Source organism: Phytobacter sp. V91, from assembly GCF_965644225.1.
In the GTDB taxonomy this organism is placed as follows: domain Bacteria; phylum Pseudomonadota; class Gammaproteobacteria; order Enterobacterales; family Enterobacteriaceae; genus CBFFRJ01.
Map to the genome: position 1 here is coordinate 1 of NZ_CBFFRJ010000015.1, position 25,591 is coordinate 25,591.

Here is a 25,591-nt window from a genome sequence, read left to right on the forward strand (position 1 = left end):
GTGCGGGCATCGTGAAAAATCTATGGCAAAGAAAGCCTTATGTTCTCATAACTGACGATTAAATCGCACCTTCCTTAAAAGCGGCGCATCCACCCACCCGCCCTCTATAAAAGGGTCAGGCGATTGTGCAGCTGAAGTACAGCCCACCGAGAACATAAAAAGCACACCTGCATATTTGGTTATTTTCCTCATAGCATCCCCTGCATTGATTTTTTAGTTTCCATGAAACAAAAAAAACCTGAACCCCATCTAACTGGGGTTCAGGTTTTGCCTGCGTAAATCGCAGTCACAATCCGTTTTGAGGAAAATAAAGCATCATTAGGTCGAGGTAAAAACCTTTATTATAAAAAGAGTTGTTTATGTGATAGCTAACACACTTCATCACTACAAACTAAATAGAATTGCATTTATTCTCTCATGCAAGAGAAAATATTACTGAGGGTTATATAAAACGTTATTTAATAGCATCCAGTTAAATGAATTATTAATACGTCTTGTATATTTAGATTAAATAGCAGGCGGTTTTCGATAGACAATAAAAAAGGGGCTGGCACATAGCCAACCCCTTGTTTTTACACAATAACTCTGGATGTCGCGAAAGCGAATCTTAGTTAAGACGCTTTCTGTCGACCCTATTGATAAACCTAGTATTTTTATATAAAACAACTAGTTATGTGTATCCTTAGTGCATCTGAGTGCTGTCAAATACATGCTGCGTGGTCAGAGTGTGGACACTAAATCAAGCTATCAACGTTTCGATCCCTTCGTTCATTTCCATACCGGATAGAGATAAATTTTGCAGTTTTATCTATTTCAGGAAAAAGAGCGCTCTCATGTATACCTAGTAATTGTAAGTGGTCTCTGATTTCAGCTTTATCATCTTCATGAATCCAGACACGCTCACTCTTAACATTAGGCTCACGTCCTTTTCCTAATCGTCCACGAGAACCAAAAAGCATGAACGCACCTGATTGTGCGATTATTCGCTTATTGGACATTTTAGGTTTGACATAAACAGGTAAAACTAGATCACTAGCCTTGATAATATTTAGAAAATTTGGCTTTTCGAAACCTACATAAAATGCGAGAAGCTTAACTGCCTGTTGCTCATTAAATTCCTCTATTGTCTTGGTTAAGGCAACAGCTTTAAATAGTTCATTTTTTTGCGTAACCTTAAGATTTGCTAGATTTGCCATACAACTGACCCGGTCACTATCATAATAGCGTTGTCTATCACGAGGAATGAATAACGATTGTAAACCTCCATGTTGATTTTCAGACTCTGGACTTGGCTCTGTGGCAAACCATAAGGCAACGAGAGGGTTCGTTGTTACGTCTACTAAGCGAGTGGGTAAGCCAAAATGTTGCATCCTTACGAGCTTATCAAACATCGACTTATCGAATTCGAATTCTTGTGGATGAATAGAGATAATGTCTCTTACAGCAAGATCCTCACTATTGAATATACCTTCATCCTCTCTAAATAGCTTCGGCTGCATTGGCCACCCATAATAACGCTGACCTCTAAATGCAGTGGGCTTAGAGCCATCTTTTCTAAGTTCAACAATATATTTTATAAAATCTGAAACTGATTCAATTCTTATGGAAGGTAGCTTGAGTTTAGTGTACATACTATTTTCCTTGTACTTGAAAATTCGCAATAGGGTTTAGCACTGCGGCTTCCTCTAAGTGATCAGGAGCGAAATGCGCATAACGCATAGTTTCTCTAATATTTGAATGTCCCAAAATTTTTTGCAGAACAAGAATGTTACCGCCATTCATCATAAAGTGAGCGGCAAACGTGTGCCGTAATACGTGGGTTTTCTGCCCTTCGCTCAGCACGATATCTGTCAGCCGGAACATCTTTTTGAACTCCTGATAGCAGGGTCGGAACATTCTCCCCTGCAAAGGTGAAAGTTCGTCGTAAAGCCATTGGGGTATAGGCACTGTCCTGTTTTTTTTGCCTTTCGTTTTGGTAAACGTCAGCTTATGGGGTGAAAGCTGCGAACGGGTTAACCGCTCTGCCTCACTCCATCGTGCACCGGTCGCCAGGCAAACTTTCACTATGGTGGTGAGGTGTTCTTTCCCGTACTGCTCGCAGGCTTTGAACAGCTGCACTATTTGCTGCGGCGTCAGCCAGGACATTTCTTTTTCTGCTTCTTTGAAGACGCGAACACCGTCTAAGGGGTTCGGGAGATTCCACTCTCCCAGGCGCTTCAGCTCATTGAAAACTGCCGCCAGATACTGCTGTTCACGGTTAACCGTTATCGGCTTCGCTATCCAGTCAGCCGGGTCTTTGTGATACCCGTTATCGATCTCACCACGCAGGCGTTTATCACGATAATGTGCCCAGTCTTTTGCGGTCAGATGCGAAGCGATAGGATCGCCCAGGCCATTACAGATAATGTGAAGTTTCGCGAGACGAGATTTATATGCAACAAGCGCCTGCCCGTGGAGGTTATGCCAAAGCTCTATTATCTCACTCAGTTTACGGCGATCTTCCTTCTCCGCTTTCCAAGGCTTGTCCTGAGCTTCTTCTTTGCAATAAGCTTCGTAGGCGACGGCCTCGCCTTTAGTGTCAAAACTTTTACGAACCCGACGGCTATCCCTTCCATTAAGACGGAAATCGCATTGCCATTCCCCTGTATACAGCTTCTTGATGCTCATCATTCCCTCAATTAATGGATGTTGCGCATAAATATGGCTTGTTGATTTAGACTCTCTGGTAACAAAACGGCTTGAGTCGCGACATCAGATAACCTTATTTCAATGTATTGGTTAGCTGCCAGTGTTGTATTTGAAATTAACATCGCGGGTTTTTCTTGAACAAATGACGATACGATATCCATTTTCTTATCTATTTTTGTATCATTATCGATGGTTACATAAATTAATAGATTTGAAGGGTCAAAATCTGAATAGCCCTTACTATTGTGTTCATTCACTCTTTTTTTCAATGATTCTGCGGCTTCAATAGCTATATACTGTCCCTCTTTATCTGGATAAGACAGGATATGTAATCGACCATCATCCTTCAGGCGTTCCCCTGGGTAACGACCATAAACTATTGGTAGAGTGAAACTAGCCCAGCTAACCATCTTCTGGGTAAAGCATTCTTTGAACTTAGCCTCAGGTAATGTTGATGCAACAGTCTTTTGAGCATCGGTAAGAGTTTGTGAAGGTTTTCTTGAATCTTCAAAGTCAGTGCAACTCGCAACTTCCACAAATAAATCAGAATTAATTTCCTTTATCCCCTCAGATAAAAGGCCAGACAAGGGAATCGTGGTTCTAACTCCAAATTTACACCCAACTAAAATAGTTATCATAGCTATGAGTAAGATTTTCCTTTTCACTTATTCCACCTATTGATTTTTAGTTAAAGTTATAAATACCTTCCCGACACACACAACATCGCTAACAGAGCATTGAAAGTTAGTTATAGAATTAGAGATATTAACTTTATTACCCGGCAGGCGAGATACTTCATACACATCTGCGACGCCATCTATATTGATAATCCATGTTCCGTTACCTAGTGCTTCAATACCTAAATCAGCAATCCATTTAGATTCACCTTTGCAAATAAGAGCTGGCTGCAACATTTCATCTGGAATTAATGATGTATCACAAACCCACTTCCCTTGCTTAACCATAAGACCATTCTGAAGCTCATATTTATCAAAAGAAATTGATTTTATAAGACCATGTTCATTTTGAGTTGTATGCTCCGTTGTCGCCCCTAAACCGGTTGCCAGCCAGCGGAGGGAAACCCCCGTATCAAGCGCACAAGCCACGACCACATCACCAGGAAAATAATCTCTTCTGACCCAAGTGCTGATGGTCCCTGATGACAACCCAAGCAAATCCCCAAGCTGTTTTTGCATGGTGAACCCATAAGCCAACAGGAGACGGTGAAGGATAGCTTTACCGCCTTGTTTTAAAATAACCCCGTAATGAAGGCTTTCTTTGTGCTCCCATGCAACACTGCCCCCAAAACTTGCATTTGCAAGTTTCCCAGTTAAAAGCCAATCAATATCTTTGCCAGTAATTCTGGCACAGGCCAACACATATCTAAATGGAATGCTATCTCTGGAAACCCAGTTGCTTACAGTAGATTTGGGGATGCTCATTCTTTCAGCCAGCTCTACGCCTGAATCCACCCCAAAGGCTTCCTTCATCCGAGAAAGAATATTTTGAGCGCTATCTTTCGAATCTCTCACTAACTCAATTCCTTTAGTTATGAAGTTGACATCCCGCAAAATGCGGGATAACCTCCCTCATACGTTAATCAATGCACGCCAATGCACCAGAACAACAGTTAACCGGAGATATTCCCTTATGACTCCACAAATTGCAATCCCGTCCGGCCCTGATCTGATGACTTATGAAGAGTTTGCCGTGGCTTATGGATACAGCATCCGCACCGTGAAACAGATGGTTGCCGATGGTGATCTCCTTCTCATGCCTCGCAGAAAAGACGGCGGTGCCGCCCGTATCAACATGGTCGCTTTTCGTGGTCGCTTGTTGCAGCAAGGTATTAATTGCCGTTACGTCGCAGCCTGACCATCTCGATTATGCAAGTTGAAAGGGATACCAACATGTTTGATTTTCAAGTTTCCAAACAGCCGCACTATGCAGAAGCCTGTCGCGCATTCGCACTGCGTCATAACATCGCGCAACTGGCCCGTAGTGCAGGCATGAACGAACAGACTTTGCGTAACAAGCTGAACCCGGAACAACGTCAGCACCGTCTCTACCCTGAAGAAATCATGCTGCTGACTGACCTGACTGAAGACCCGACGCTGGTTGACGGCTTCCTGGCTCAGATCCATTGCCTGCCATGTGTGCCGGTCAATGAGGTAGCGAAAGAGAAGCTCCCGCTCTATGTCATGCAAGCAACATCACAAATTGGACAAATTGCAGCTAATGCTGCCACGACTACCCGCCTGACCGGGCTTTCACGCCAGGCGATTATTGAGAATGCAAACGCTGGAATGAGGTTCCTCGCGTTAACAGCTCTGGCGGTGGATGCACGGTTGAAATCAAACCCAGCAATGGCAAGCGCAATAGACACCGTGACTGGCCTCGGCGCGTCATTCGGTCTGATTTGATTACGGGGAATCGGAGATGAATGGCGAAACAAATAGTGAAAAAGCTGGAATGTACTACTTGTTCACAATGAAAGGTGAGCGGTACTCAATGCACGAAGATTATGTTGCTTTTTGTTTTCCGTCGATAACACGGGATGGGAGTTACTTTTTCACCTTACACGATGGTGATTCATTTCGCGGTGAGCAAGTGAAAGAAGTGATGGTGAATTCAGCATCACTTCTTAGACAGGCTTTTATTTATAGCTAGCGATGAGCGTCAATCCACTCCTGAACACGAGATTCCGATTCTTGCTGTGCGATTGAGCCAACAGGCAGTTTATCTAACTCAGTACGGAGGGAGGAAAAGAATGTTGAATGGCGCTCTGGATCATGTTGAAACAAGTTGTTCAACAGGCCCGAAATTATCATCCGATGCAGTGTTAAATCATCGCGAAGCGATGCTATATCCTGTTCAAGTTTTTCAATCTGCTCTTTCTCTACCTGGTTCAACACTTTTGCTGTCTCCCGCTCAAAAAGGTATGAAGCGAGGATTTTACCAGAACAACACTGGAGCAAGCGTTAAAGATGATGGCCCGTCTTTCGCCTCATTGCTCATTCGCCAGTCTCCAGCGCCTCATTACGGCAACGGCTGGATAATGGGAGAGGATGGTAAACCCTGGCACCCGTGCCGCGATCAGTCAGCATTGTTAAATGAATTGCAGTCAAAACCCAAAGCATCGTTATCAACCCGGCTTTTAAAGTTTTTCTGGAGGCGTTATGAACAACAGCTCAACTTCCGCGCCAAATAATACAGATGCGAGTTCATTTAATAATGCCGCCACGCAGATACAGAAAATGTCTGGTTCTGAGTGCATCAGCCGCTTTCATCAACAGCTGTCTGCAACCAATAACCGGGCGTTGCGCACGTTTAACAAGATGAGCAGTGATTTTAAATTCACTGTTTTGACCCTGGCAAACCGCAGTAACCCTGGCACGTTTCAGGAAAGGGATATCGGCGAACCGTTTGAATCGTTCGACGAAGAAAAGAGCTTATTGATTATTAGGTCGATGAATGAAATATCACGCTGGGGAAGTCTTATCCCTCGTTATATCTCTGAATTTGACAAAAAAGTAACTGGTTAATTAACCCGCAAAGAAATTATGGCGTAAACCCGCCGGGTATTTTTTTGCCCAAAATCTGGAGATATCACAATGCGAAATATTGAAACCCGTACCACCAAAACAGGCCCGGATGATGCCGGGCTTATTGCAATTCTGGCTGAGGCCCGCATGGACGAACGTCGCGGGCGTGCAGACGTAATGGCTGCACGTCTGGAGGTCATCGCTGCTCATATCGTTTCCCGAGAAATGCCGCCCCGCCTTGCCGCTGAGTTGCTCCGTCAGGAAGCCGAAAAAATCCTCAACGAAGCGATGGAGACGCACTGATGGCTGACGCAATGGATCAGGTTCAGGAGCGCGAGCAGGAAGAACGTGAGCGCCATATCAAAAACGCCCGCAGAAATAAAGCTGCGGTTTCTCTTTTCTTCTGCGACGGCTGCAGTGCGCCGATTCCTGAAGCGCGCCGCATTGCCGTGCATGGTGTTGACACCTGCGTGACCTGTCAGACCGTGGCCGAACTCAAAAGCAAACATTACCGAGGTGGATTATGACTACTCCAATATCAAAACAGCGTCTCCAGGATTTATACGAGTGGCTGCGCAATTTTCGCGACCGGCATAAATCAACGGTTGGGGTATATCAATTATCAAAACAGAACTGGCACTTATTCGACGATGCCATGGCTGTCGTGTTGGAAAAAATTGAACATATGAAGGGGCAACCGGAATATTTCATTAGCGGTGTAATTGATGATGGCGAAGAGTGCATCCGTGTAGGTGATGAAGAGGCTAAATTCTGGACCGTTTACCGTCAAAATATTGACGGAACAAGCGCCGCGTTAATGGATTTTCATTCCCGTGAGCGAGCTGAAACCATGTTGACTATTCTCAACCTCGACTCATCTGTAGAGGCTACCTCTACTGCCACACATTGGAGTGATTTTAAAACAGAGGGATTTCCTTCTGTTCCTGCGGGAAGGACACCTATTGGCGGATGTGACTGGCTGGACTGGAACCAGTTAAGCGCCCTTGGGCTAATAGTGCGAATTAATAAAGAGATTCTTCATCCGATGGGGTTAGCATTATGCCGAAACCCAGAAAGCGGAATTTCTGAAGGTGCATTAATTGCCCCTGATGGCAAATGGGAATATGCATCCGGTCACGATAAAGGCGGTGCACAATGAGCACCATTCTGAAGTGGGCGGGCAATAAAACCGCCATCACGCCAGAGCTGTTAAAACACCTTCCAGCAGGCTCGCGACTGGTTGAGCCTTTCGCGGGTTCATGTGCTGTGATGATGGCAACGGATTATCCCTCTTATCTCGTCGCAGATATTAATCCAGACCTGATTAATCTTTATCAGGTGATTAAGAATGAGGTTGAATACTTCATCAAAGAGGGCCGATATCTTTTTGAAGCCCGTAATGATTCAGATGCATATTATAAGACGAGACAGGAGTTTAACTTGCGCCATGGTGGCGCAATTGAACGCGCATTGTATTTCTTATATTTAAATCGCCATGGTTATCGCGGTCTTTGTCGTTATAACCATAGCGGCGGTTTTAATGTTCCGTTCGGAAATTATAAAAAAACTTATTTCCCTGAAAAGGAAATACGTGCCTTTGCCGAAAAAGCGCAGCGCACCACGTTTATCTGCACCAGTTTTGAAGAAACCTTAAACATGTTGCTGCCTGGCGATGTGATTTACTGCGACCCGCCGTATGACGGAACCTTTAACGGATATCACTCCAGCGGGTTCGGTGATGATGAGCAATATCATCTGGCCTCTATTCTTGAGCGCCGGTCATCACAAGGTTACCCGGTCGTGGCCTCCAATGCCGACACCTGTCTGGTCGCGTCGCTTTACCGATCATTCACCCTTCACCGTATCAAAGCCCCGCGCAGCATTACTGTCGATGCAGGGGGCGGCAAGGTTGCTGATGAGACTATCGCCGTTTCCCGTCCTCTCCCGGTCTGGTCTGGAATTGATCTGGCTAAAGACCGCGACTGGTCTGCCGGAGTTGAGGCATGAAACCAGCTGCGTATTACAACGAAATAGACCCGTTCGCTGCCGCCAGGTTACGGGCACACATTGCAGCCGGTCGCATCATGGCTGGAGAAGTTGACGAAAGGAGCATTGAAGATGTCAGACCCGATGATTTACGAGGATTCACTCAAGTTAATTTCTTCGCCGGTATCGGTGTTTGGTCTTACGCCTTTCGCCTTGCCGGATGGCCTGAAGACCAACCAATCTGGTCTGGTTCAGCCCCATGCCAACCTTTCAGCCAGGCAGGCAAAGGGCTTGGGTTTACTGACGAGCGGCACCTATGGCCCTCCATGCATTGGCTGGTCGGGCAGCGCAGACCTTTCGTCGTCTTTGGCGAGCAATCTGGCAGCTCTGACGCAAATGATTGGGTCGACCTTGTACAAGCTGACATGGAAGCCTTGGGTTATGCCTTCGGGGCGGTCGCGTTTCCGTCAGCGAGCGTCGGCGCTCCGCATAGGCGAGACCGGGCTTACTGGGTGGCCCACGCCGACAGCGAACGCATGGAAGCATCCGGGCAATCAGGGGCGCGAGGGAGGATTGAATTTGCAAACAGCGGCGACACTGGCTGGCTGGCCCACGCCAACCGCGTCGGATCACAAGGGGGGGTATCAGGGCGGCAGGTTGCGTCACGGGAAGATATCGACGGATCGGCTGGATTTAGTGGCGCAAATTGCAGGCCCGGCCCGGTTAACGGTTTCTGGAGTGATGCTGACTGGCTCTATTGCAGGGATGGAAAATGGAGGCCAGTTAAACCCGGGCTTGAGCCTCTGGTTAATGGGGCTGCCGACAGAGTGGGAAGAATCAGAACCACTGGCAACGCTATAAATGTCCATGCCGCCGCTGCCTTTGTGAAAGCGTACATGAAAGGGCATCGATATGACTGATGCCGTTTTTGCTTACCCATGGAACACTCCGCGTCCCGCTATTGGCGGGCCGGAGTTCACCAAAAGCGCAGGCGGTTTTAACTATCTGACACCGGAAGGTAACCGCAAATGGCTTTCTACTCAGGATCTGATTGATTCTGACGAACCACCTGACCGCGCTAAAACAGTACGCCGCCGCCTGGCGGCGCTGCCACATTATATTCGCCGCTACTACACCCAGAAGCTGGAGCAACTCGATAGCAAGGGCAAGGCCGCCGCAGACAACTGGCTGGTAAAAACTTTCGAGCGTCATGTGCTCAGCCGCTATGACAGCGTGAATGACCGATATTTACCGCAGGGTGCTTTCCCTGCGGTACTGATGCCGCTGCGCGATCAATTCTGGCGGTTGCTGTGGGCTGGCAAAAAAGAGCTGAAACGACTGGCGCATAACCTGGCTGACGTAATGGGAAGCGAGTTTATGCGCGAGTTTGATTTCCAGATGGCCCGAACTGAAGACCCGCATTTTTCTACCCTTTCCGGTTATGGCCGTATGGGTTTTCTGGCCTCTCACCTGAATACCAGCGTCCCGGCCTGGCGCGCGTACTGTGACGAAACGTTGGAAGCCGAAACCGCACTTAGTGCAGTGGCCCGCCTCCAGACCCCGGCATGGTGGCTTAATCGCCTGCGCCGTATGCACGCCCGCTGGCGTGAACATTTGATGATCGCGACCGGCTATGTGCAAAAGAAATCTGCACCTTACGCCAGCGATCCATGCGTTAGCGAATGGCAGGCCCAGAAAAAAGCCAACCGTGAATTTATCAACGCAATGGAGCTGGAAGACCAGGACACCGGCGAGCGTATTTCCCTGGCCGATAAAGTGCACGGCAGCATTGCAAACCCGGCAATTCGACGCAGTGAGCTGATGGTGAGAATGCGCGGATTTGAAGACCTCGCCAAAGAGGCCGGGCTGGTTGGGGATTTCTACACACTGACAGCCCCCTCCCGTTATCACTCCACGCAAAGCAACGGGCGCCGGAATGATAAATACACTGGCGCATCCCCCCGTGACACCCAGCATTATCTTTGCAAGGTTTGGTCAAAAACCCGCGCCGCCTGGAAGAGAAGCGGCATCCGTGTTTTCGGCTTCCGCGTCGTAGAACCTCACCATGATGCTACGCCACACTGGCATCTGCTGCTGTTTATGCGTCCGGAACATACTGATCTCGTCCGGGCTATCTTCCGCAAATACGCTCTCAAAGAGGACGGGCATGAACCCGGCGCACAGGAAAATCGTTTCCTGTGTAAACCGATTGAAGAAGAGCAAGGCAGCGCCACCGGGTATATCGCGAAATACATCAGTAAAAATATTGATGGCTACGCGCTGGATGACGAAACAGACGACGAAACCGGCGAGCCGTTGAAAGACATGGCCCGCCGTGTCAGTGCCTGGTCATCACGCTGGGCTATACGCCAATTTCAGCAAATTGGCGGTGCGCCCGTCACGGTGTATCGCGAGTTGCGCCGTCTTCGTGATCGTGAGTTAGTCCTGCACCCCGAAATAACCGACGCCCATACCGCCGCCGACGAGGGGAACTGGGCCGCCTACATTACCGCGCAGGGTGGGCCGCTTGTTGCCCGCGATTGTCTCCGTGTTCGCCTGAGCTATGACGTCACCGAAAACGGCAACGTGTATGGCGACGATGTAACAACAATATCCGGCATCTATTGCCCGTTTATGGGTGAATCGTCCCTCATCTATACCCGTACCACTCAATACAAAATCGTGCCAAAGCGCGCCGCAGATGACGCACCCGGTTTTGATTTTGACGTTTCAGGCGGCAGCGCCGCCCCTCGGAGTTCTGTCAATAACTGTACGCGGGAGCCGCGAACGGTTGAAAAACAACCCGTTCCCCTGTCCATGGTCGGAAATGACGCTGCCAGCTCGAACGTGGACTACTCCGCACTATCCAGAAAAGAAAAAAAGGCAGTCGCAGCGCGGCTTTCCGCTGAATTCCACGAAGAGGAACGGCAGAAGCGCGAGCGCCGGAAGCTGGTGCCGGCACGGCATCAACCAGGTGAGCAGGCCGAACGTATCCGGGATTTTGCCAGGTCAATTGGATGGGATATCGGAGAAACAGAAATCGGCCTGCTGATGGCGGGCCAGCGCATTGCTTTGGACGGCGTTTTCTACTGCGCCCGAAGCGACGGCGCGCTTTATCGGACGCGGGAAAAAATGCCGCAATCAACAGCAGAAACGGTCAACGCCTGGGTATCACGGCTGAGATCTGCGCATAACCAATGAGAGGATTTATGACAGGCCAACTAACACAAAAAAAGCGCCTTTGTTTGATGCTGCTGATGTGCTCCCCGGCGTGGGGTAATACGGTTTTTATCGGTGACTCGATAGCTCATGGCTACAGAATGGCATCCGCAGGCCGTGGAACAACAAAAATAGGAGCATCGCCAGGTGAAGTCAGGCAGATGGTAGAGCAATTCAAACAAGGGGGTGATGTAGTGCTATCCAGCGGAGCCAGCAATTTGTGTTCCGATATGGGGAATATCAGTGCAGCTATCGACACGGCAAAGAGCAAATTCTCCAACGTTCTGCTGTTGTCTGCTCCTCACTGTAGCAGTGGTGTCAATCTCAGGATGGCGCGCCTGTGCACTGGTAATTGTGAGTTTGTCATCATCAAAGCGGGACCTGATGGCGTGCACCCGGCACGATACAACAGCAGAAAATTGATTGTGAATAAATAACAAAAGTCTGTTGGGTATCTGAACGGTTGGCAATAATTATTGCCCTTAATGAGATTGATTCAATATCTTAGGACGTAACAACACGCCCGTGTGGCTTGGGCGTGTTTTCAATTCTTCTTAATCAGAGTCAAATCGGGGTGCTGATGAGCCAGCAGTAAAAGAAGCTCATACTCTCCAACTGAAAGTGACCTGCCGGTTTCTCCTGCTTCTTCTTTTCTTTGCCAGGCTCGAAGCGAGTAGCCAAAACGTTCTGCGGCTTCCTTTTGAGTTAGCCCAGCGTTCTGCCGAGCTAGCTTAACTAATTCAGGGGTGGGAATTAACACCATTTTTCCCAAACCTCGTTGATGATTTCCCCAACACGCGTCTGATCTTCAGTTGAATCAACATCGCCACCAGTCACAAAAATTGAACTTGATTCACTCTCTGAAATTTTCACGGATACATCAGCCGTACTAAATTCCTTATCAATTGCGGCTGCAACATGTTTTGCGTAGTTATTTGCATCTTCAATTGATGTTTCACCGAGATTGCAGATGTCGATAGTCACTTCAATTCGTTTCATTTCTCTACCCTAGTTTCAGGTGACCCAATGCCGTCCTGTTGATAAACACACTACGTCCATTTGGACGTAGTGTAAAGTGATTTAGCTCACAATACACACAAAAGGCATATTTATTAAATGGAGACTACTTGCGTCTCTTAAATCATCGACAGAAAAGGAAAGTATGAGAAACAGAAACATAAAGAAAATTTGTAGGTGGCTAATAAGACAAGGAAAAGGCGATTCCTAAAAAGTTTTATTTCGAGTGTAAAAGCCCCTTTCCTCTTTTTCTGATTACGTGTTACTGTATGTTTATACAGTATACCTTCTGGGGGGGATTCATGGTTGTTGAGGATTTCAGTCAGTTGCAGCACAAGTGGGCCTGCGTTCAGTTCATTGCGGAGGTGTCACTCATCGCGAACTGTAAACCGTCAGATCTTAAATTGGCACTGAGCCTTATTGCAGACCTCACGCAAGACGCGAACAACGATGCCGAGAGTAATATTTATTACGAGGCCGAATAGATATGCGAATTAACATTACGTTGGATAAAGAACAAAAAATTGCACCTGCGTTGATTGACTCATTCAGAAATGAGTTATCACAGCGAGTACTACCTCTTTACCCAAAAACTCAAATAACGATTAAGAAAGGCAGTTCAACCGGCACTGAATTACTTGGTTTTGAAACAACCGCCGATTGGGAAACGGTAGGGATGCTGTTGCAGGAAGTATGGGAAGACGAAAGCTGGCGTAGTTAACGGCAAACCCCACTGCGGTCTGAACGTTACGTTCAGGCTGTGGTGGGGTTGAACAACGAGCAACGCGAGGCGTTAGGTCATGGGTGGTAAAGACAAAAATTACCAGGTTGTCTTCCAGGGTAAAACACTGCATCGCTATGTTCCTGGTGGGTGGGTACTGTTTCAACGTATTGGCGATCTCGTTGACAGGGACGGGGAAAGGACATACTGGCTGGGGCGAACGTTAGACGGTGTTTTCGTTTTCGGCCCAAACTACCCGATTGGTTACGGCGATGCTATTACGTACATAATCCATGCAGAAGCTGAGCTTTTCAGTCAATCATTACCCCCTGAAGATACCCCCCAACTCCCCCTTTTTTGACTTTCGCATGTTGTGCATGACTATGGTGCATGAAAATGAAGGATCGTTTCAGGATCGTTTTACCTCTGCGCCGCCGTGTCTGGCGGGCTTTTGCCCTTTCCATGCAGTTGCATGAAAACCCATGCATAAAGCGGGCAGGCGTGGCGGGGCTACGAGCGCGCGTTTTGGGGTTTTGGGGCGGTTTGCCCCCCTTTTTGTGGGGTCTGGGCTTCGCCTGCGCCCCGACCTGGCGTGTTCTGCCATGTAGCGTTGTGGTCGTTCGGGTTTCGATTCGTGCGCTCTGAGGGCTTCTGGTGTGTCCTAGGTTGCGGTGTGCAGATAGGTTGGTTGATTCGTACTATTTCAGCAATAAAAAAACCGCCCGGATGGGCGGTTATAGTGAGGGAGTTGACTTACTTTGCGTCGTCGTCCAGGTCATAGGTGTCAAAGGTTATGACGTCCTCACCTACCCAGGTATTAACCTCGGCCATCCGCTTTTGCAGCGGGATTAGCTCATTACGAACAAACACCTTTGCCGCTTTCTCCACGTCCCCAAAGCCGCCAGTGTTGGTCGGGATGATGCCCATCAACTGCGGTGGTACACGGTGAGCCGCCAGCATATCGTCACGCGAGACGTTTTTGATATTCAGAAACTCATCCTTCGCCGCAACTTCGCTGAGCGGGATAATCTGAATCCCATCTTTTTTCCCGTTCGGTGAGTACATGAACAAGTTGCGGAAGTTGCCCGGCCCTTTTGACTTCTTCAGAGCCTCACGGATATTGTCCACATCACGCTGGTCAGCAGCAGGGTCAGACATGTACATGATGAATCCCGCATGGCTGCCATTCAGGTAGTATTTGCGTCGAAACAGCGTGGCTGATTCATTCAGCAATGCTGACGGAATGGCTGGCAGGTATTGCGGTAGGCCGTACAACTCCTGATTTAAATCTGGCTCCATCAAGTGAAAGACTTTGCCGTGTTCAAAGGCGTAAGGCTGCCTGTTGTAGCCATATTGCGCGAACCAGTATTGATCCGTGTCCACGCCCCGGCGGGTGTATTTTGCCAGTGACGGTTGCAGCAACAAGGTTTGCCCAAGGCGGTTAACGCGCCGCTCAAGATAGGCGTTGCCGAAAGTAAGAAAGTCCTGGGCAAAACGCAAAAATGCCTGCTGCGACAGCAAACGATGAGGTTTAAACGTGCTGGTCAGAATGTTGCATTTCACCTGAATGGCGCTGCTGTGGTGTACGGCTGCGCGATAAGTTCGCGCCAGTCCGTCCATACTGATTGGTGGCTCATACCAGCGGTCAACCTGCACACATTCCAGGTAGTCGAACAACTCGCGCCGGTCGAGCACGGGGATCGGGTCACCAAAAGAAAACGCTTCAGCATGAGCGGAACTGGCAGTGCTGGCCATGCTCACTGTGGTGTTTTTGAACGGTGCTTTTTTTCGAGTGCGATTACCCATTTATAGTAGCCTCCTGAACCCATTCGCACATGAACAGCATTTTCCAGTCCTCTGCTGACATATCTTTTTTCATATCATTCAGCCATTCATCATCAAAGAGCGTTGCGCCGGATGCTGCGGCATCATCAGCTGTAAAAATCAGGTTGATCGTGTTGTTGCTGGCAATCAGTTTTTTGTATTCCAACCATGCTTCCAGGCTGCGACTTGGTGAGGTGTAGTAGGTTTGGTGATAGCGGGAGTGCATCGACAGTCCTTTGGATTGCGCGATCAAATTTTTCGGGGAGTCAGCCCAGGCAAACTCTGATACGTAGACGTTGCCATGAAGCGCCGCACAGTGGCTTTTGGGGTCGAGAAAGTAGATATGCGCGCCATTCGTCAGTTCAAGACAATAATCTGTCATACGTGATACACGGTTTTGCAACAGAGATCCGGCCTGGTTCACAAGCGCATCGATATAGGCCTTGTTGGTCTGAGAATGGTCATCACCGCACCCCAGGAAAATCTGATTTCGCCCGGTAACCAACGCATCAGACAGTGCCTCAAGCGAGAAAAACCAGTCAGCACCACACTGTCGCATTTTGGTTAACACGCGCCGCCGCCCCCGTGCAGAAAAATTCCATCCCATCTGATAATTAAATGGAATTGATGAAGCGCTAAAACAACAGTCTGAAAATAGGTTGATAGGTGTTGGTGACATCAGAAAATCTCCACAATAGAGCTGTTGCTGGCGGTGGTCCCTTCCAGCGGTTCATTGAATAGTGCATGCATGGTTGCCCATGCCAGATCGGCATGGCTGGCTTCTTCGCTGCGGCCTGCTTCGTAGGTCGGGCGGTTACCGCTGGCGGTGGTGGTACGTCGGATAGCCATAAATGACTGCGCGATATCTGTCAGGCCTGCGTCAAACTCCAGGCGGCGGGCGTTGATAATGTCCCAGGCTTTGAGTACCAGGGCATTTTTAACGTTGGGGTTGTAGATGAATTCACGGGCAGCCGGGAAAAATTGCTTCACGGTTTTGTAGACACCATCACCGACGCCGGTCGAGTCGATGCCGATGTAAACCACATTGTAGCGCCGGGTGAGTTCCTCAATCTTTGCCGCCTGGGCCCGAAAATCCATGCCGCGCCACTGATGGCGCTCAAGAATACGGAATTTCCCGCCGGGAACGTCCGGAGGGGCAATAACCACGCACCCGGCGCTGTCACCGTTCTGCGTTCCTTTTGCCGGGTCATAACCTATCCAGACCGGTTTCCAGCCAAATGGCCGAATGAGAAGAGGTTCGAAATCCTCCCAGACATCCCAACTGTCAACCATACAGCCCTGCATCATTGTCAGCGGGAAAACAGACGCCAGGTCATCGACAAACTGGCACATCAGCAGGTTTTCATACTCATCCGGGCTGTATTCCAGCCGCAGTTGATCGAGGTCGAACAGGTTACAGCCGCCGTTAACGGCGTCCTCAATCGTGACAATCTGGCGATACTGACCGTCCGGACAGCGGACACCGCGGGAAAGGTGAGTATGGGACAGGTCGAATTCAACGCGGTCAGCTTTCGGGCGGCCTTTGTTAAACAACTCCCCTGACCAGAACGGATAGGCACTGTGCGTCAGGCTTGACGGCGTGGAAAAATACGTTTGCCGCCACTTTTTATGCAGCGCCATCCCGGAGGCGACTTTTCGCAGCTCCTGGAATTTAGGGATCCAGAAATATTCGTCCAGGTATAAATTGCCGTGATAGCTCTGCGCGGTGCGGGCATTGGTTCCCAGAAAATACAGCGTTGCCCCATTTGGCAGCGTCATCGGGTCGCCTTTCAGGTCAACATCAACCTCTCTGGCAAATTCAATGATGTACTGTTTAAAAACGTGGGCCTGTGCCTTGCTGGCTGAAAGGAAAATCTGATTTCGCCCGGTGGTCAGGGCATCAATCAGCGCCTCACGGGCAAAATAATAGGTTGCCCCAATCTGGCGGGATTTAAGGAGGTTGCGGATACGGTTGTCCACGCCAGCCCGCCACCAGTGTTTCTGGTACTCGAACATGCCGGCACGGAAAATATCTTCCAGCTTCTCGATCTGCTCTTCAGTAAACTGATTCTTTTCAGGTGGCTTGCGTGGGCCTTTGTTGCGGTTGGCTACTTTTGGATTGAGGTCAGCTTCGTTGCCGCCGTCATTGAATTTGCCGATCCTCGCTTGCTGGACGGCCTGGCGGGATAACAGGTCGATCTCTTTGTAGTCCTTCCCCTCCTTCTGCTGCTTCATGACCAACTGGCAATAGCGTGCTGCCGTCGTGAGCTGCATCTGCTCCAGCGGGCCGACTTCTGCCCACTTGTCGCGCTTTTTCCAGCTGTGTACCGTTGCGGGTTTTTCGCCCAGCATTTCAGCAATGCGGGCTATGCGAATACCGCCGAAATACAGGAACATGGCCTGTTTACGCGGGTCCAGATCGGGGTTGAGCAGTGTCGTGTTCATGCCGCAAGACTACGGCCCGCCGCGCCCCTGCACCTCCCCGCCCTGTTGTGCCATTTTCGGCACAATTGCCCCTCGTTGTTTCTCCCCTGCCCTCACCGCAACCATAAGGCTCTGAACATGTTACGAACCAACCGGAGCCGGACAGATGCCAAAAAAATCAAAGCGTTTTCGTGTCGGAGTTGAAGGGGCCACGACTGATGGCCGCATCATCGAACGCGACTGGTTAACGCAGATGGGCGCGACATATGACCCGACGGTCTACACCGCGTTAATCAATATGGAACACATCAAGGGCTATACCGCTGATAGCCCCTTCCGTCGTTACGGCAAAGTGGACAAGCTCGAAGCGGCAGAAATTACCGAAGGCGCGCTGGCAGGGAAAATGGCGCTTTATGCGTGGATTTCTCCCACCGATGACCTGGTAGAGCTGAACGGTAAGTGGCAAAAACTGTTCACCTCAATGGAAGTAAACCCGGCATTTGCAGACAGCGGAAAAGCCTATCTTGTTGGCCTCGCTGTCACCGATGACCCGGCGAGCCTGGGAACAGAAATGCTGCAATTCAGCGCCACTGCACCGGTTAATCCACTGGCCCGTCGCAAACTTGATGCAGGAAATCTGTTTACCGCTGCTGAAGAAACTGTCATCGAATTTGAAGATGTATCCGAAAAGCCCGCTCTGATGACCCGCATCAAAGAAATGTTCACCAAGAAAAGCGCCAGTGATGACGCCCGTTTTTCTGACGTACATCAGGCCGTTGAAATCGTCGCGCAGGAATGCCAGGCGCTCTCGGCAGATGTCACCTCATTAGGTAGTGACCAGAAAGCTTGTACCCAGAAAGTGGATTCACTCAGCCAGCAGCTGAGCGATCTGAAAACGTTACTGTCGACCCAGGATAGCAGGCAGTCCCATCGACCAGCTGCCACGGGTAACGGTGCACGCGCAGAAAACCTTACCGACTGCTAACGGAGCAATTAAGCAATGAAAAATGAAACACGCATTATTTTCACCGGGTACATAGAACAACTGGCGAAGCTGAACAACATCGGTGTGGCTGCCGTAGCAGCGAAGTACACCGCCGCACCTTCAGTGGCTCAAACGCTGGAAACTAAAATCCAGGAGTCCTCGGGTTTCCTGCAAAAAATCAACATTATCCCGGTTGATGAGCAGTCAGGTGAGCGCCTGGGGCTTGGCATTGGCGGTACAGTTGCAGGCACAACGGATACCACGGTTAAAGACCGTGAGCCAACCGATCCGACCTACATTGATGGCGAAGGTTTTAAGTGTACCCAGACCAACTTTGATACCGCTTTGCCGTATCAAAAGCTGGATATGTGGGCAAAATTTGACGATTTTCAGAACCGCGTGCGCGATTCAATCGTCAATCGTCAGGCACTTGACCGCATCATGATCGGTTTCAATGGCACCCACCGCGAAAAAACATCTGACCGGGCCGCAAATCCATTGCTTCAGGATGTGAATATCGGTTGGCTGGAAAAAGTACGTCAGGAAAAAGCATCTCAGGTACTGGATAAAATCATCGACGATGATGGTCAGGTTGTATCTCAGGTTATCCGGATCGGTAAAGAAGGTGATTTCAAAAATCTTGATGCACTGGTACTCGGCGCAGTGAATGAAAAAATCGCAGCATGGTATCAGGAAGACACCGAACTGGTTGTTATCTGCGGGCGTGCACTACTGGCTGATAAATACTTCCCTATCGTCAACCGCGATCAGGCCAACAGCGAAACACTGGCAGCTGATTTGATTATCAGCCAGAAGCGCATCGGCAACCTGCCCGCCGTTCGCGCGCCTTACTTCCCGGCTAACGCCATGATGGTTACCCGCCTCGATAACCTGTCTATTTACTGGCAGGAAGGTACGCGCCGCCGCGCAGTCATCGACAATCCGAAGCGTGACCGTGTGGAAAACTTCGAATCGGTCAATGAAGCCTACGTTGTAGAAGACTACGACTGCGTTTGCCTGATTGAAAACATCCAGATGCTGGCAGATCAGGCAGATGGCAACCCAGGCAATACACTGTCAGCTGACAATATTCAGACACTGGTAGCGGCAGCGGTGCAGGGTGTTATCGAAGGTCAGCAGGCATCAGGCGGCGCAAGCGGCGGGGCATAATCATGAATCCGTTTCGTCGTCACACTCAGTACGTTCAGGCTCAGGAGGCCGCCCGCAAGGGCGGCAATGAAACGATGGTAACGACGGGCTACAACCGCATGTTGTTGCAGCTTTCTGAACATCAACGCCGCCTGAAGGGCATCCAGTCAAATGAGCGTAAGGCTGAGTTAAAACGTGAGTTTTTGCCGCTTTATGCCCCTTGGATTTCGGGCCTGCTGGCGTCGGATTCCCCCGGTCAGGACGATGTGGCGATGTTCATGATGATCTGGCGAATCGATGCAGGTGACTACACTGGTGCGCTGGATATTGCCCGCCATGCACTCCGTCACCGCTGGGTGTTACCGCAGCGTTTCAACCGCACAACCGGCACGGCAATTGCGGAAGAGTTCGCCGATGTGGCAATGAAGTCCTTCACCGCCGGTGAACCCTTTAGCGCAGCCATTCTGACTCAGGTACTCAATCTGGTTGAAGACCAGGACATGCCCGATCAGTCCCGTGCACGTCTGAGCAAAGCCATGGGCTATGCCCTGCGCGCTAACGATCAGGCTGTTGCGGCTCTCGCCCAACTCAAGCACGCACTGCAACTCGACTCAGGCTGTGGCGTAAAAACCGATATCCGACAACTTGAAACCCAACTGCGAAAAGCATTTACGGGTTAATGAATCGTGCACCCGCGCGGGGCGGCACGGGGTGGCGACAGGATTTTTAATCTGCGTCAAAACCCCGTCCACCGCCCAACTATTGGGGGAATTATGACCATGAAATTTGTGTCACCTGAACCTGTGACACCCGGCGCTAACGACACGATCCCAAATACATTTTTTTGGCCTGGCATCAGTCTTTCTCAGTATCGCAAGGAAATGCGCACGGACGGCACGGTAACAGAAGAGCGTCTGCGTCAGGCACTGCTCACGGCTATTTCTGAGGTTAATGCCGAGCTGTTTGTTTTCCGTGAAAAGCAGATGTCTCGCGGGCTGGACAACCTCGAAGATGTCCCTGGAGAAACAATTGACGGTGAGCGCGAGCGGGTCCGTCTGTATCGAAATGCGGTGTTTTGTTTGGCAAAGGCCAGCCTGGTCGAACGTTACCGCGATTACGACGCTACGGGGGATGGCGCTAAAGCGGCTGAAGAAATGGAGGTTTCCCTGGGGGATTTATGGCGTGACGTGCGCTGGTCAATCTCACGGTTTCTTGATTTGCCACACATGACGGTAGAGCTGATCTGATGAAAGTCCGGGCGCAGCAATATGACACGGTGGACGCGATTTGCTGGCGGTATTTCGGCAGGACGCAGGGGCTGACAGAGCAGGTGCTGAACCTGAATCCCGGCCTGGCCGATCGGGGTCCCATTCTGCCGCACGGGCTGGAAATTGAGCTGCCGGAAAAGGCCTCGTCAGCGGTTGTACAGACCATAAAACTCTGGGAGTAGGACGAATGAATGTTGAACGAATCAATGCCGCAATCACCTATGCCATCGCGCTGTTTCTGGCCTGGCTGGGTGATTTCTCCGTGAAAGACCTCAGCTCCGTTTTTGCGATGCTCATTGGTGCCTGTACGTTCGCGGTTTACTGGTATTACCGCCGCAAGACGTTTCAGCTGCTGGCTGCCGGAAAAATCACCCCGGAGGAGTTCGAGCGTGCAAATCGTTAAACGCTGTATCGCCGCCGTCATTCTGACTCTGGCGGCAACACTGCCGCAGTATCAGCTTTTGCAGACATCGCCGCAGGGGCTGCGGCTCATCGCCGATTATGAGGGTTGCCAGCTCACTCCATACCAGTGCAGCGCCGGAGTCTGGACCAGTGGGATCGGGCATACCGAAGGGGTGAAGCCTGGGCAGGCCATCAGCGAACGGCAGGCAGCGGATAACTTCATCACCGATGTGCTGAAGGTGGAAAAGCGACTCGCGGTCTGTGTTCCGGTGAAAATGCCTCAGTCCGTCTATGACTCGCTGGTCAGCCTGTCGTTTAACGTCGGGACCGGTGCTATCTGCCGGTCAACGATGGTCGAGTTTTTAAAACGTCAGCAGTGGTGGCAGGCCTGTAATCAGTTACCACGCTGGATTTATGTCAATGGTGTAAAGAGTACCGGGCTGGAGAATCGCCGTGCGCGTGAGCTGGCCTGGTGCGTTCAAGGAATCGGGCAATGAAGGGGCTAATAACGGCCCTCGCCGTCCTCGTCGCGCTGTCAGCCTTTTTAGGCTGGCGGCTCGTCAGCGCCCACGAAACTATCGGGGAAAATGACAGGGCCATAGCGGCAAAAGAGGCTGAAATTTCCCGCGTCACAAGCCAACTGGTCACCGTCAATCTGATAGCCAGGCTGAATGACAGTTTTCAGGCCGGGTTACAGCTAAAACAGGCTGCACTCACCACGGCTAAAAACGACCGCGCCACCCTCGTTAAACAGGTGATCGATGAAACCCCAGAAAATACGCTATGGGCTGGCACTCCTTTGCCTGCTGACATTATCCGGCTGCACGCGCGACCAGCAATCACAGGTGCCGACGCTTACCTTAAATACCTGTCCGAAAGTAACGCGCTGCGTGCTTCAGGCCAGCAACCCGAAAACACAAGGTGATCTGTCTGCCGCCAAAGACCAGGCCGAAAGTGACTGGGCGGTTTGCGCCGCAAAGGTTGACATGATTGTGGATTGCCAGGAGAAAAGCGATGAACAAGCCGGACTCTCTGCGGCTGGCGCTCAGCCAGTCCATTGATTATCTCGGGAAAAACCCCGATGCACTGAATCTCTACGTTGACAAGGGCCAGGTCGTGAGCACCGGTGTTCCTGCGAATGGCTGGGAGTATCGCTATACCCTGAATGTTGTTATCACCGATTATGCCGGCGATCAGAATCTCATCATGGCGGTTATCTGCAACTGGCTGTCCACGCAACAGCCCGATGCACTGAACAACCCAGAACAACGGGACGACGTTTTCCGTTTTGAAGTGGATATTTTGCGTAATGACATTGTGGACATTGCCATTTATCTGCGCCTGACTGAGCGTGTGATCGTGACCGAAAACGGCGATGTGGCAACCGTCAGTGCGGTAGCTGAACCCACTGAACCGGAATACTGGCTGGATAGGCATCATGGCTAATTTCATTCAGGTTATAGACTGGCTTGACGCCCTGGTCAGCAAATTGACCCCGCAGCAACGCCGCAAACTGTTGCGCGATGTGGCAACCCGGCTGCGTCAGCAGCAACAGCAGAATATCCGGCAGCAACAGAACCCTGACGGCAGCGCATTTGAACCCCGTAAAACCCCACTTCGCGCGAAATCCGGCCGCATCAAAAAACAGATGTTTTCCCGGCTTCGGACTACGCGATATCTGAAAACAAAGGTGACCTCCGATACCGCGGCTGTTGAGTTTGATCCCAAGGCCCGCCGTATCGCGCGCGTTCACCATTACGGGTTGCGTGATCGGGTCAGTAAAAAGGGGCCGGAAATCACCTACCCGGCGCGCCAGTTGCTGGGAATTTCAGACGCTTCAGATGAGCTGGTTATGAACCTCATCATTGAACACCTCGCCCGATGATTGTCTGGGTGACGGTACAACGTCACCCACTCAACGCCGCTCTTCCAGCATGGAAAACTCAGCGTATGAAAAGTGAAAACAACCTGGCTGAACTGTATCGGCTTCTACTTAACATTATCCGCACCGGCGTTGTGACTGAGGTCAATGCTGACGAGTGGCTGTGTCGTGTGCAAACCGGTGAGCTGGAAACCACCTGGCTGAACTGGCTGACATTACGCGCCGGTCGCTCACGTACCTGGTGGAAACCTTCAGTGGGGGAACAGGTGCTGTTGCTGTCCATCGGCGGCGATCTCACTACGGCGTTTGTGTTGCCGGGTATCTATTCCGACGATATCCCGCCGCCGTCCACGTCTGAAGACGCCATGGTGATGACCTTCCCCGATGGTGGCTGGCTGGAGTACGAGCCGGAAAAGGGACGCTGGCTGGTTAAGGCGATGTCCAGCCTGCGTATTGAAGCACCCGACAATATTGATCTGGCGACTAACCTGCTAACTATCTCGGCGGCAAAAACCCGGATTCAGGGCGCCGTCGAGCAAACCGGCGGGCCAATGTCTTCTAACGGTATTGTCGTTGATGCGCACGCGCATTCCGGCGTTATCGGTGGACCTGACACGACAGGTGGCCCGGTATGATGTATCTCGGCATGAATCAACAAACTGGCCTTGCCATCACCGATGTCGATCATATCCGGCAGTCTGTACGCGACATCCTCGTAACCCCCGTCGGCTCCCGTATCAACCGCCGCGAGTATGGCTCGCTGTTGTTTTCCCTCGTCGATTCCACCCAGAACGCCGCAGGCCGTCTGCGTGTTTATTCGGCAGTGTACAGCGCCCTCAACCGCTGGGAGCCTCGTCTACGGCTGACGGCTATCACCATGACAACCACTGCGGACGGAAAAATGGTTGTGGAGATTACCGGCTTGCGCGCAGATGACTCGCCGCTGGCTTTTGATGTTGATCTGGGAGGTGTTGCATGAGCACGGTGGATTTATCGCAGTTGCCCGCACCGCAGGTGGTGGATGTGCCGGATTTTGAAATCCTGCTGGCCCGCCGCAAAGCCGACCTGATCGCGCTCTATCCAGCGGATGAGCGGGAGGCTGTAGCAAGAGTGCTGGTGCTGGAGTCTGACCCGATAGTTAAGATTCTGGAGGAAAATACCTATCGTGAAATTTTGTTGCGCCAGCGCATTAACGAGGCAGCGCAGGCCGTCATGGTGGCCTATGCACTGAGCAGCGATCTTGACCAGCTCGCTGCAAACAACAACGTTCAACGCCTGACCATCACGCCAGCAGATTCAGATGCCGTGCCGCCGGTCGATGCCGTGATGGAGTCGGACGATGATTTGAGGTTGCGTGTGCCAGAAGCCTTTGAGGGATTATCCGTTGCTGGCCCCACAGCAGCCTATGAGTTTCACGCCCGCAGTGCTGACGGTAGAGTGGCTGATGTTTCAGCGATCAGTCCGTCCCCTGCGGTTGTGGTCGTGACGGTTCTCAGCCGTGACGGCGACGGCAGCGCACCTGACGACCTGCTGGCAGCGGTGGATACTGCACTCAATGACGAGTCAGTCAGACCAGTGGCTGACCGTCTGACAGTGCAGGCGGCGCAAATTGTCCCCTATCAGATTAACGCCACGCTGTATTTTTACCCCGGCCCCGAAGCTGAGCCTATCCTGACTGCCGCTAAAACCCGGTTACAGAGTTACATCGCCAGTGTGAAACGCCTGGGGCGGGATATCCGGCGGTCAGCAATTTATGCCGCGCTTCACGTAGAGGGGGTTCAACGAGTAGAGCTGGCCTCACCTGTTACCGACGTGGTGCTGACAAAAACGCAGGCGTCCTGGTGCACTGACTGGACGGTAACGCCAGGGGGAACGGATGAATAACAGTCTTCTCCCGTCAGGGTCCAGTGCCTTTGAGCGCAGACTTGCCCAGACATGTAGCGATATCACCGGGCTGGATGTACCGCTGCGCGATCTATGGAACCCGGCTAAATGTCCGGTGTCGTTTCTACCCTATCTGGCCTGGGCGTTTTCCGTTGACCGATGGGATGAGAACTGGACGGAAGCCGTTAAGCGGCAGGTTATCCAGGATGCGTTTTACATCCATCAGCATAAAGGAACCATCAGCGCCATCCGGCGTGTGGTGCAACCTTTTGGCTTCCTGATCCGGGTGATTGAGTGGTGGAAAAACGGCGATCCCCCCGGCACGTTCCGGCTGGATATCGGCGTGCTGGATAAGGGAATCACTGAAGAAACGTACACCGAACTGGAAAGGCTCATCAGTGATGCCAAACCCTGTTCGCGTCACCTGCTCGGGCTGAATATCAACCTCCAGACCCAGGGCGAAATTTACATGAGTACGGGGTGCTATGTCGGCGAAACATTAACGATTTACCCGTACACACCTGATGTTATTGAGGTCGGCGGTAGCTCCTGGACGGGCGCGGCGATCCACACAATCGACACGATGAGGGTCTAATA

Annotated in this window: 38 protein-coding genes; 29 read left to right on the plus strand and 9 right to left on the minus strand. The window is 50.8% G+C overall.

The window, feature by feature from the left end; genetic code table 11:
* Positions 1-734: 734 nt before the first annotated feature.
* Genes ACSZO4_RS04845 through ACSZO4_RS04860 form a run of 4 tightly spaced genes read right to left on the minus strand, consistent with a single transcriptional unit; the run spans position 735 to position 4,220 of the window.
* Positions 735-1,631 carry an FRG domain-containing protein gene (locus ACSZO4_RS04845; protein WP_437887718.1) on the minus strand — a complete coding sequence of 299 codons (897 nt, stop codon included), beginning with the start codon at positions 1,629-1,631 and terminating at the stop codon, positions 735-737.
* A gap of 1 nt (position 1,632) precedes the next feature.
* Positions 1,633-2,667 (minus strand): site-specific integrase, encoded by a 1,035-nt coding sequence (locus ACSZO4_RS04850; RefSeq protein WP_437887799.1) that lies wholly within the window; start codon positions 2,665-2,667, stop codon positions 1,633-1,635.
* A gap of 11 nt (positions 2,668-2,678) precedes the next feature.
* Positions 2,679-3,353 carry a DUF7424 family protein gene (locus tag ACSZO4_RS04855; protein WP_437887719.1) on the minus strand — a complete coding sequence of 225 codons (675 nt, stop codon included), beginning with the start codon at positions 3,351-3,353 and terminating at the stop codon, positions 2,679-2,681.
* A gap of 9 nt (positions 3,354-3,362) precedes the next feature.
* Complete coding sequence (locus tag ACSZO4_RS04860; RefSeq protein WP_437887720.1) at positions 3,363-4,220, minus strand: phage repressor protein CI; 858 nt, start codon at positions 4,218-4,220, stop codon at positions 3,363-3,365.
* Positions 4,221-4,338: 118 nt separating this feature from the next.
* On the opposite strand from ACSZO4_RS04860, the gene ACSZO4_RS04865 reads away from it, so the two are divergent.
* From ACSZO4_RS04865 to ACSZO4_RS04915, 11 genes are all read left to right on the plus strand, one after another.
* Positions 4,339-4,563: a hypothetical protein gene (locus ACSZO4_RS04865; RefSeq protein WP_437887721.1), complete on the plus strand. Its 225-nt coding sequence runs from the start codon at positions 4,339-4,341 to the stop codon at positions 4,561-4,563.
* Positions 4,564-4,598: 35 nt separating this feature from the next.
* Positions 4,599-5,111, plus strand: coding sequence for a phage regulatory CII family protein (locus ACSZO4_RS04870; RefSeq protein ID WP_437887722.1), 513 nt, complete (start codon positions 4,599-4,601; stop codon positions 5,109-5,111).
* A gap of 518 nt (positions 5,112-5,629) precedes the next feature.
* Positions 5,630-5,899, plus strand: coding sequence for a phage filamentation protein Fil family protein (locus ACSZO4_RS04875; RefSeq protein ID WP_437887800.1), 270 nt, complete (start codon positions 5,630-5,632; stop codon positions 5,897-5,899).
* Positions 5,868-6,233: a hypothetical protein gene (locus tag ACSZO4_RS04880; RefSeq protein WP_437887723.1), complete on the plus strand. Its 366-nt coding sequence runs from the start codon at positions 5,868-5,870 to the stop codon at positions 6,231-6,233. The genes ACSZO4_RS04875 and ACSZO4_RS04880 overlap by 32 nt, the downstream gene beginning before the upstream one ends.
* A gap of 69 nt (positions 6,234-6,302) precedes the next feature.
* Complete coding sequence (locus ACSZO4_RS04885) at positions 6,303-6,536, plus strand: DUF2732 family protein (protein WP_437887724.1); 234 nt, start codon at positions 6,303-6,305, stop codon at positions 6,534-6,536.
* Positions 6,536-6,760 carry a TraR/DksA C4-type zinc finger protein gene (locus ACSZO4_RS04890; protein ID WP_437887725.1) on the plus strand — a complete coding sequence of 75 codons (225 nt, stop codon included), beginning with the start codon at positions 6,536-6,538 and terminating at the stop codon, positions 6,758-6,760. Before ACSZO4_RS04885 ends, ACSZO4_RS04890 begins: the two co-directional genes overlap by 1 nt.
* Positions 6,757-7,392, plus strand: coding sequence for a DUF7415 domain-containing protein (locus ACSZO4_RS04895; protein ID WP_437887726.1), 636 nt, complete (start codon positions 6,757-6,759; stop codon positions 7,390-7,392). The genes ACSZO4_RS04890 and ACSZO4_RS04895 overlap by 4 nt, the downstream gene beginning before the upstream one ends.
* A complete protein-coding gene (locus tag ACSZO4_RS04900) occupies positions 7,389-8,240 on the plus strand; it encodes a DNA adenine methylase (RefSeq protein WP_437887727.1) in 852 nt (283 codons plus the stop codon). The genes ACSZO4_RS04895 and ACSZO4_RS04900 overlap by 4 nt, the downstream gene beginning before the upstream one ends.
* Complete coding sequence (locus tag ACSZO4_RS04905) at positions 8,237-9,139, plus strand: DNA cytosine methyltransferase (RefSeq protein ID WP_437887728.1); 903 nt, start codon at positions 8,237-8,239, stop codon at positions 9,137-9,139. Before ACSZO4_RS04900 ends, ACSZO4_RS04905 begins: the two co-directional genes overlap by 4 nt.
* Positions 9,132-11,420 (plus strand): replication endonuclease, encoded by a 2,289-nt coding sequence (locus ACSZO4_RS04910; protein WP_437887729.1) that lies wholly within the window; start codon positions 9,132-9,134, stop codon positions 11,418-11,420. Before ACSZO4_RS04905 ends, ACSZO4_RS04910 begins: the two co-directional genes overlap by 8 nt.
* An 8-nt stretch (positions 11,421-11,428) precedes the next feature.
* Positions 11,429-11,875 carry a hypothetical protein gene (locus ACSZO4_RS04915; RefSeq protein ID WP_437887730.1) on the plus strand — a complete coding sequence of 149 codons (447 nt, stop codon included), beginning with the start codon at positions 11,429-11,431 and terminating at the stop codon, positions 11,873-11,875.
* A gap of 107 nt (positions 11,876-11,982) precedes the next feature.
* Here ACSZO4_RS04915 and ACSZO4_RS04920 read toward each other — a convergent pair whose 3' ends face one another.
* Both ACSZO4_RS04920 and ACSZO4_RS04925 read right to left on the minus strand, forming a co-directional pair.
* Positions 11,983-12,201, minus strand: a complete 219-nt coding sequence (locus ACSZO4_RS04920) for a helix-turn-helix domain-containing protein (protein ID WP_437887731.1) — start codon at positions 12,199-12,201, stop codon at positions 11,983-11,985.
* The gene (locus ACSZO4_RS04925) at positions 12,192-12,437 is read right to left on the minus strand and encodes a hypothetical protein (protein WP_437887732.1); all 246 of its coding nucleotides are present in this window, start codon (positions 12,435-12,437) and stop codon (positions 12,192-12,194) included. Before ACSZO4_RS04925 ends, ACSZO4_RS04920 begins: the two co-directional genes overlap by 10 nt.
* Positions 12,438-12,757: 320 nt before the next feature.
* Here ACSZO4_RS04925 and ACSZO4_RS04930 point away from each other — a divergent pair, with 320 nt between their 5' ends.
* The 3 genes from ACSZO4_RS04930 to ACSZO4_RS04940 all read left to right on the plus strand — a co-directional run bounded on the left by ACSZO4_RS04930 (position 12,758) and on the right by ACSZO4_RS04940 (position 13,537).
* Entirely contained in the window at positions 12,758-12,940 is a 183-nt protein-coding gene (locus tag ACSZO4_RS04930; RefSeq protein WP_437887733.1) for a hypothetical protein, read from the plus strand.
* A gap of 2 nt (positions 12,941-12,942) precedes the next feature.
* Positions 12,943-13,176, plus strand: a complete 234-nt coding sequence (locus ACSZO4_RS04935) for a DinI-like family protein (protein WP_437887734.1) — start codon at positions 12,943-12,945, stop codon at positions 13,174-13,176.
* A 79-nt stretch (positions 13,177-13,255) separates the two neighbouring features.
* Entirely contained in the window at positions 13,256-13,537 is a 282-nt protein-coding gene (locus tag ACSZO4_RS04940; RefSeq protein WP_437887735.1) for a hypothetical protein, read from the plus strand.
* 392 nt (positions 13,538-13,929) lie between these two features.
* On the opposite strand, the gene ACSZO4_RS04945 is transcribed toward ACSZO4_RS04940, so the two are convergent.
* The 3 genes from ACSZO4_RS04945 to ACSZO4_RS04955 are packed head-to-tail and all read right to left on the minus strand — an operon-like array spanning position 13,930 to position 17,445.
* Positions 13,930-14,982, minus strand: a complete 1,053-nt coding sequence (locus ACSZO4_RS04945; RefSeq protein WP_437887737.1) for a phage portal protein — start codon at positions 14,980-14,982, stop codon at positions 13,930-13,932.
* A complete protein-coding gene (locus tag ACSZO4_RS04950) occupies positions 14,975-15,679 on the minus strand; it encodes a terminase large subunit domain-containing protein (RefSeq protein WP_437887739.1) in 705 nt (234 codons plus the stop codon). The genes ACSZO4_RS04945 and ACSZO4_RS04950 overlap by 8 nt, the downstream gene beginning before the upstream one ends.
* Positions 15,679-17,445 (minus strand): terminase ATPase subunit family protein, encoded by a 1,767-nt coding sequence (locus ACSZO4_RS04955; protein WP_437887741.1) that lies wholly within the window; start codon positions 17,443-17,445, stop codon positions 15,679-15,681. The genes ACSZO4_RS04950 and ACSZO4_RS04955 overlap by 1 nt, the downstream gene beginning before the upstream one ends.
* Before the next feature lie 145 nt (positions 17,446-17,590).
* Here ACSZO4_RS04955 and ACSZO4_RS04960 point away from each other — a divergent pair, with 145 nt between their 5' ends.
* The 15 genes from ACSZO4_RS04960 (at position 17,591) to ACSZO4_RS05030 (ending at position 25,589) form a co-directional block, all read left to right on the plus strand.
* Positions 17,591-18,409: a GPO family capsid scaffolding protein gene (locus tag ACSZO4_RS04960; protein WP_437887742.1), complete on the plus strand. Its 819-nt coding sequence runs from the start codon at positions 17,591-17,593 to the stop codon at positions 18,407-18,409.
* A gap of 15 nt (positions 18,410-18,424) precedes the next feature.
* Positions 18,425-19,579 (plus strand): phage major capsid protein, P2 family, encoded by a 1,155-nt coding sequence (locus ACSZO4_RS04965; RefSeq protein WP_437887743.1) that lies wholly within the window; start codon positions 18,425-18,427, stop codon positions 19,577-19,579.
* Between the two features lie 2 nt (positions 19,580-19,581).
* On the plus strand, positions 19,582-20,238 hold the full coding sequence (gpM, locus tag ACSZO4_RS04970; protein ID WP_437887745.1) for a phage terminase small subunit: 657 nt from the start codon (positions 19,582-19,584) through the stop codon (positions 20,236-20,238).
* A 99-nt stretch (positions 20,239-20,337) separates the two neighbouring features.
* The gene (locus ACSZO4_RS04975) at positions 20,338-20,805 is read left to right on the plus strand and encodes a head completion/stabilization protein (RefSeq protein ID WP_437887801.1); all 468 of its coding nucleotides are present in this window, start codon (positions 20,338-20,340) and stop codon (positions 20,803-20,805) included.
* Complete coding sequence (locus ACSZO4_RS04980) at positions 20,805-21,008, plus strand: tail protein X (RefSeq protein ID WP_437887747.1); 204 nt, start codon at positions 20,805-20,807, stop codon at positions 21,006-21,008. The genes ACSZO4_RS04975 and ACSZO4_RS04980 overlap by 1 nt, the downstream gene beginning before the upstream one ends.
* Positions 21,009-21,013: 5 nt before the next feature.
* Positions 21,014-21,229: an HP1 family phage holin gene (locus ACSZO4_RS04985; protein ID WP_437887749.1), complete on the plus strand. Its 216-nt coding sequence runs from the start codon at positions 21,014-21,016 to the stop codon at positions 21,227-21,229.
* Entirely contained in the window at positions 21,216-21,725 is a 510-nt protein-coding gene (locus ACSZO4_RS04990) for a lysozyme (protein WP_437887750.1), read from the plus strand. Before ACSZO4_RS04985 ends, ACSZO4_RS04990 begins: the two co-directional genes overlap by 14 nt.
* A complete protein-coding gene (lysB, locus tag ACSZO4_RS04995) occupies positions 21,722-22,153 on the plus strand; it encodes an Rz-like lysis system protein LysB (protein WP_437887752.1) in 432 nt (143 codons plus the stop codon). Before ACSZO4_RS04990 ends, lysB begins: the two co-directional genes overlap by 4 nt.
* Entirely contained in the window at positions 22,035-22,289 is a 255-nt protein-coding gene (gene lysC / locus ACSZO4_RS05000; protein ID WP_437887802.1) for an Rz1-like lysis system protein LysC, read from the plus strand. The genes lysB and lysC overlap by 119 nt, the downstream gene beginning before the upstream one ends.
* Positions 22,243-22,674, plus strand: coding sequence for a phage tail protein (locus ACSZO4_RS05005; protein WP_437887754.1), 432 nt, complete (start codon positions 22,243-22,245; stop codon positions 22,672-22,674). The genes lysC and ACSZO4_RS05005 overlap by 47 nt, the downstream gene beginning before the upstream one ends.
* Positions 22,667-23,113 (plus strand): phage virion morphogenesis protein, encoded by a 447-nt coding sequence (locus ACSZO4_RS05010; protein ID WP_437887755.1) that lies wholly within the window; start codon positions 22,667-22,669, stop codon positions 23,111-23,113. The genes ACSZO4_RS05005 and ACSZO4_RS05010 overlap by 8 nt, the downstream gene beginning before the upstream one ends.
* A 65-nt stretch (positions 23,114-23,178) precedes the next feature.
* The gene (locus tag ACSZO4_RS05015; RefSeq protein WP_437887757.1) at positions 23,179-23,745 is read left to right on the plus strand and encodes a phage baseplate assembly protein V; all 567 of its coding nucleotides are present in this window, start codon (positions 23,179-23,181) and stop codon (positions 23,743-23,745) included.
* Positions 23,742-24,089 carry a GPW/gp25 family protein gene (locus ACSZO4_RS05020; RefSeq protein WP_437887759.1) on the plus strand — a complete coding sequence of 116 codons (348 nt, stop codon included), beginning with the start codon at positions 23,742-23,744 and terminating at the stop codon, positions 24,087-24,089. Before ACSZO4_RS05015 ends, ACSZO4_RS05020 begins: the two co-directional genes overlap by 4 nt.
* Positions 24,086-24,994 carry a baseplate assembly protein gene (locus ACSZO4_RS05025; protein ID WP_437887760.1) on the plus strand — a complete coding sequence of 303 codons (909 nt, stop codon included), beginning with the start codon at positions 24,086-24,088 and terminating at the stop codon, positions 24,992-24,994. Before ACSZO4_RS05020 ends, ACSZO4_RS05025 begins: the two co-directional genes overlap by 4 nt.
* Complete coding sequence (locus ACSZO4_RS05030; RefSeq protein ID WP_437887762.1) at positions 24,987-25,589, plus strand: phage tail protein I; 603 nt, start codon at positions 24,987-24,989, stop codon at positions 25,587-25,589. The genes ACSZO4_RS05025 and ACSZO4_RS05030 overlap by 8 nt, the downstream gene beginning before the upstream one ends.
* Positions 25,590-25,591 lie beyond the last annotated feature (2 nt).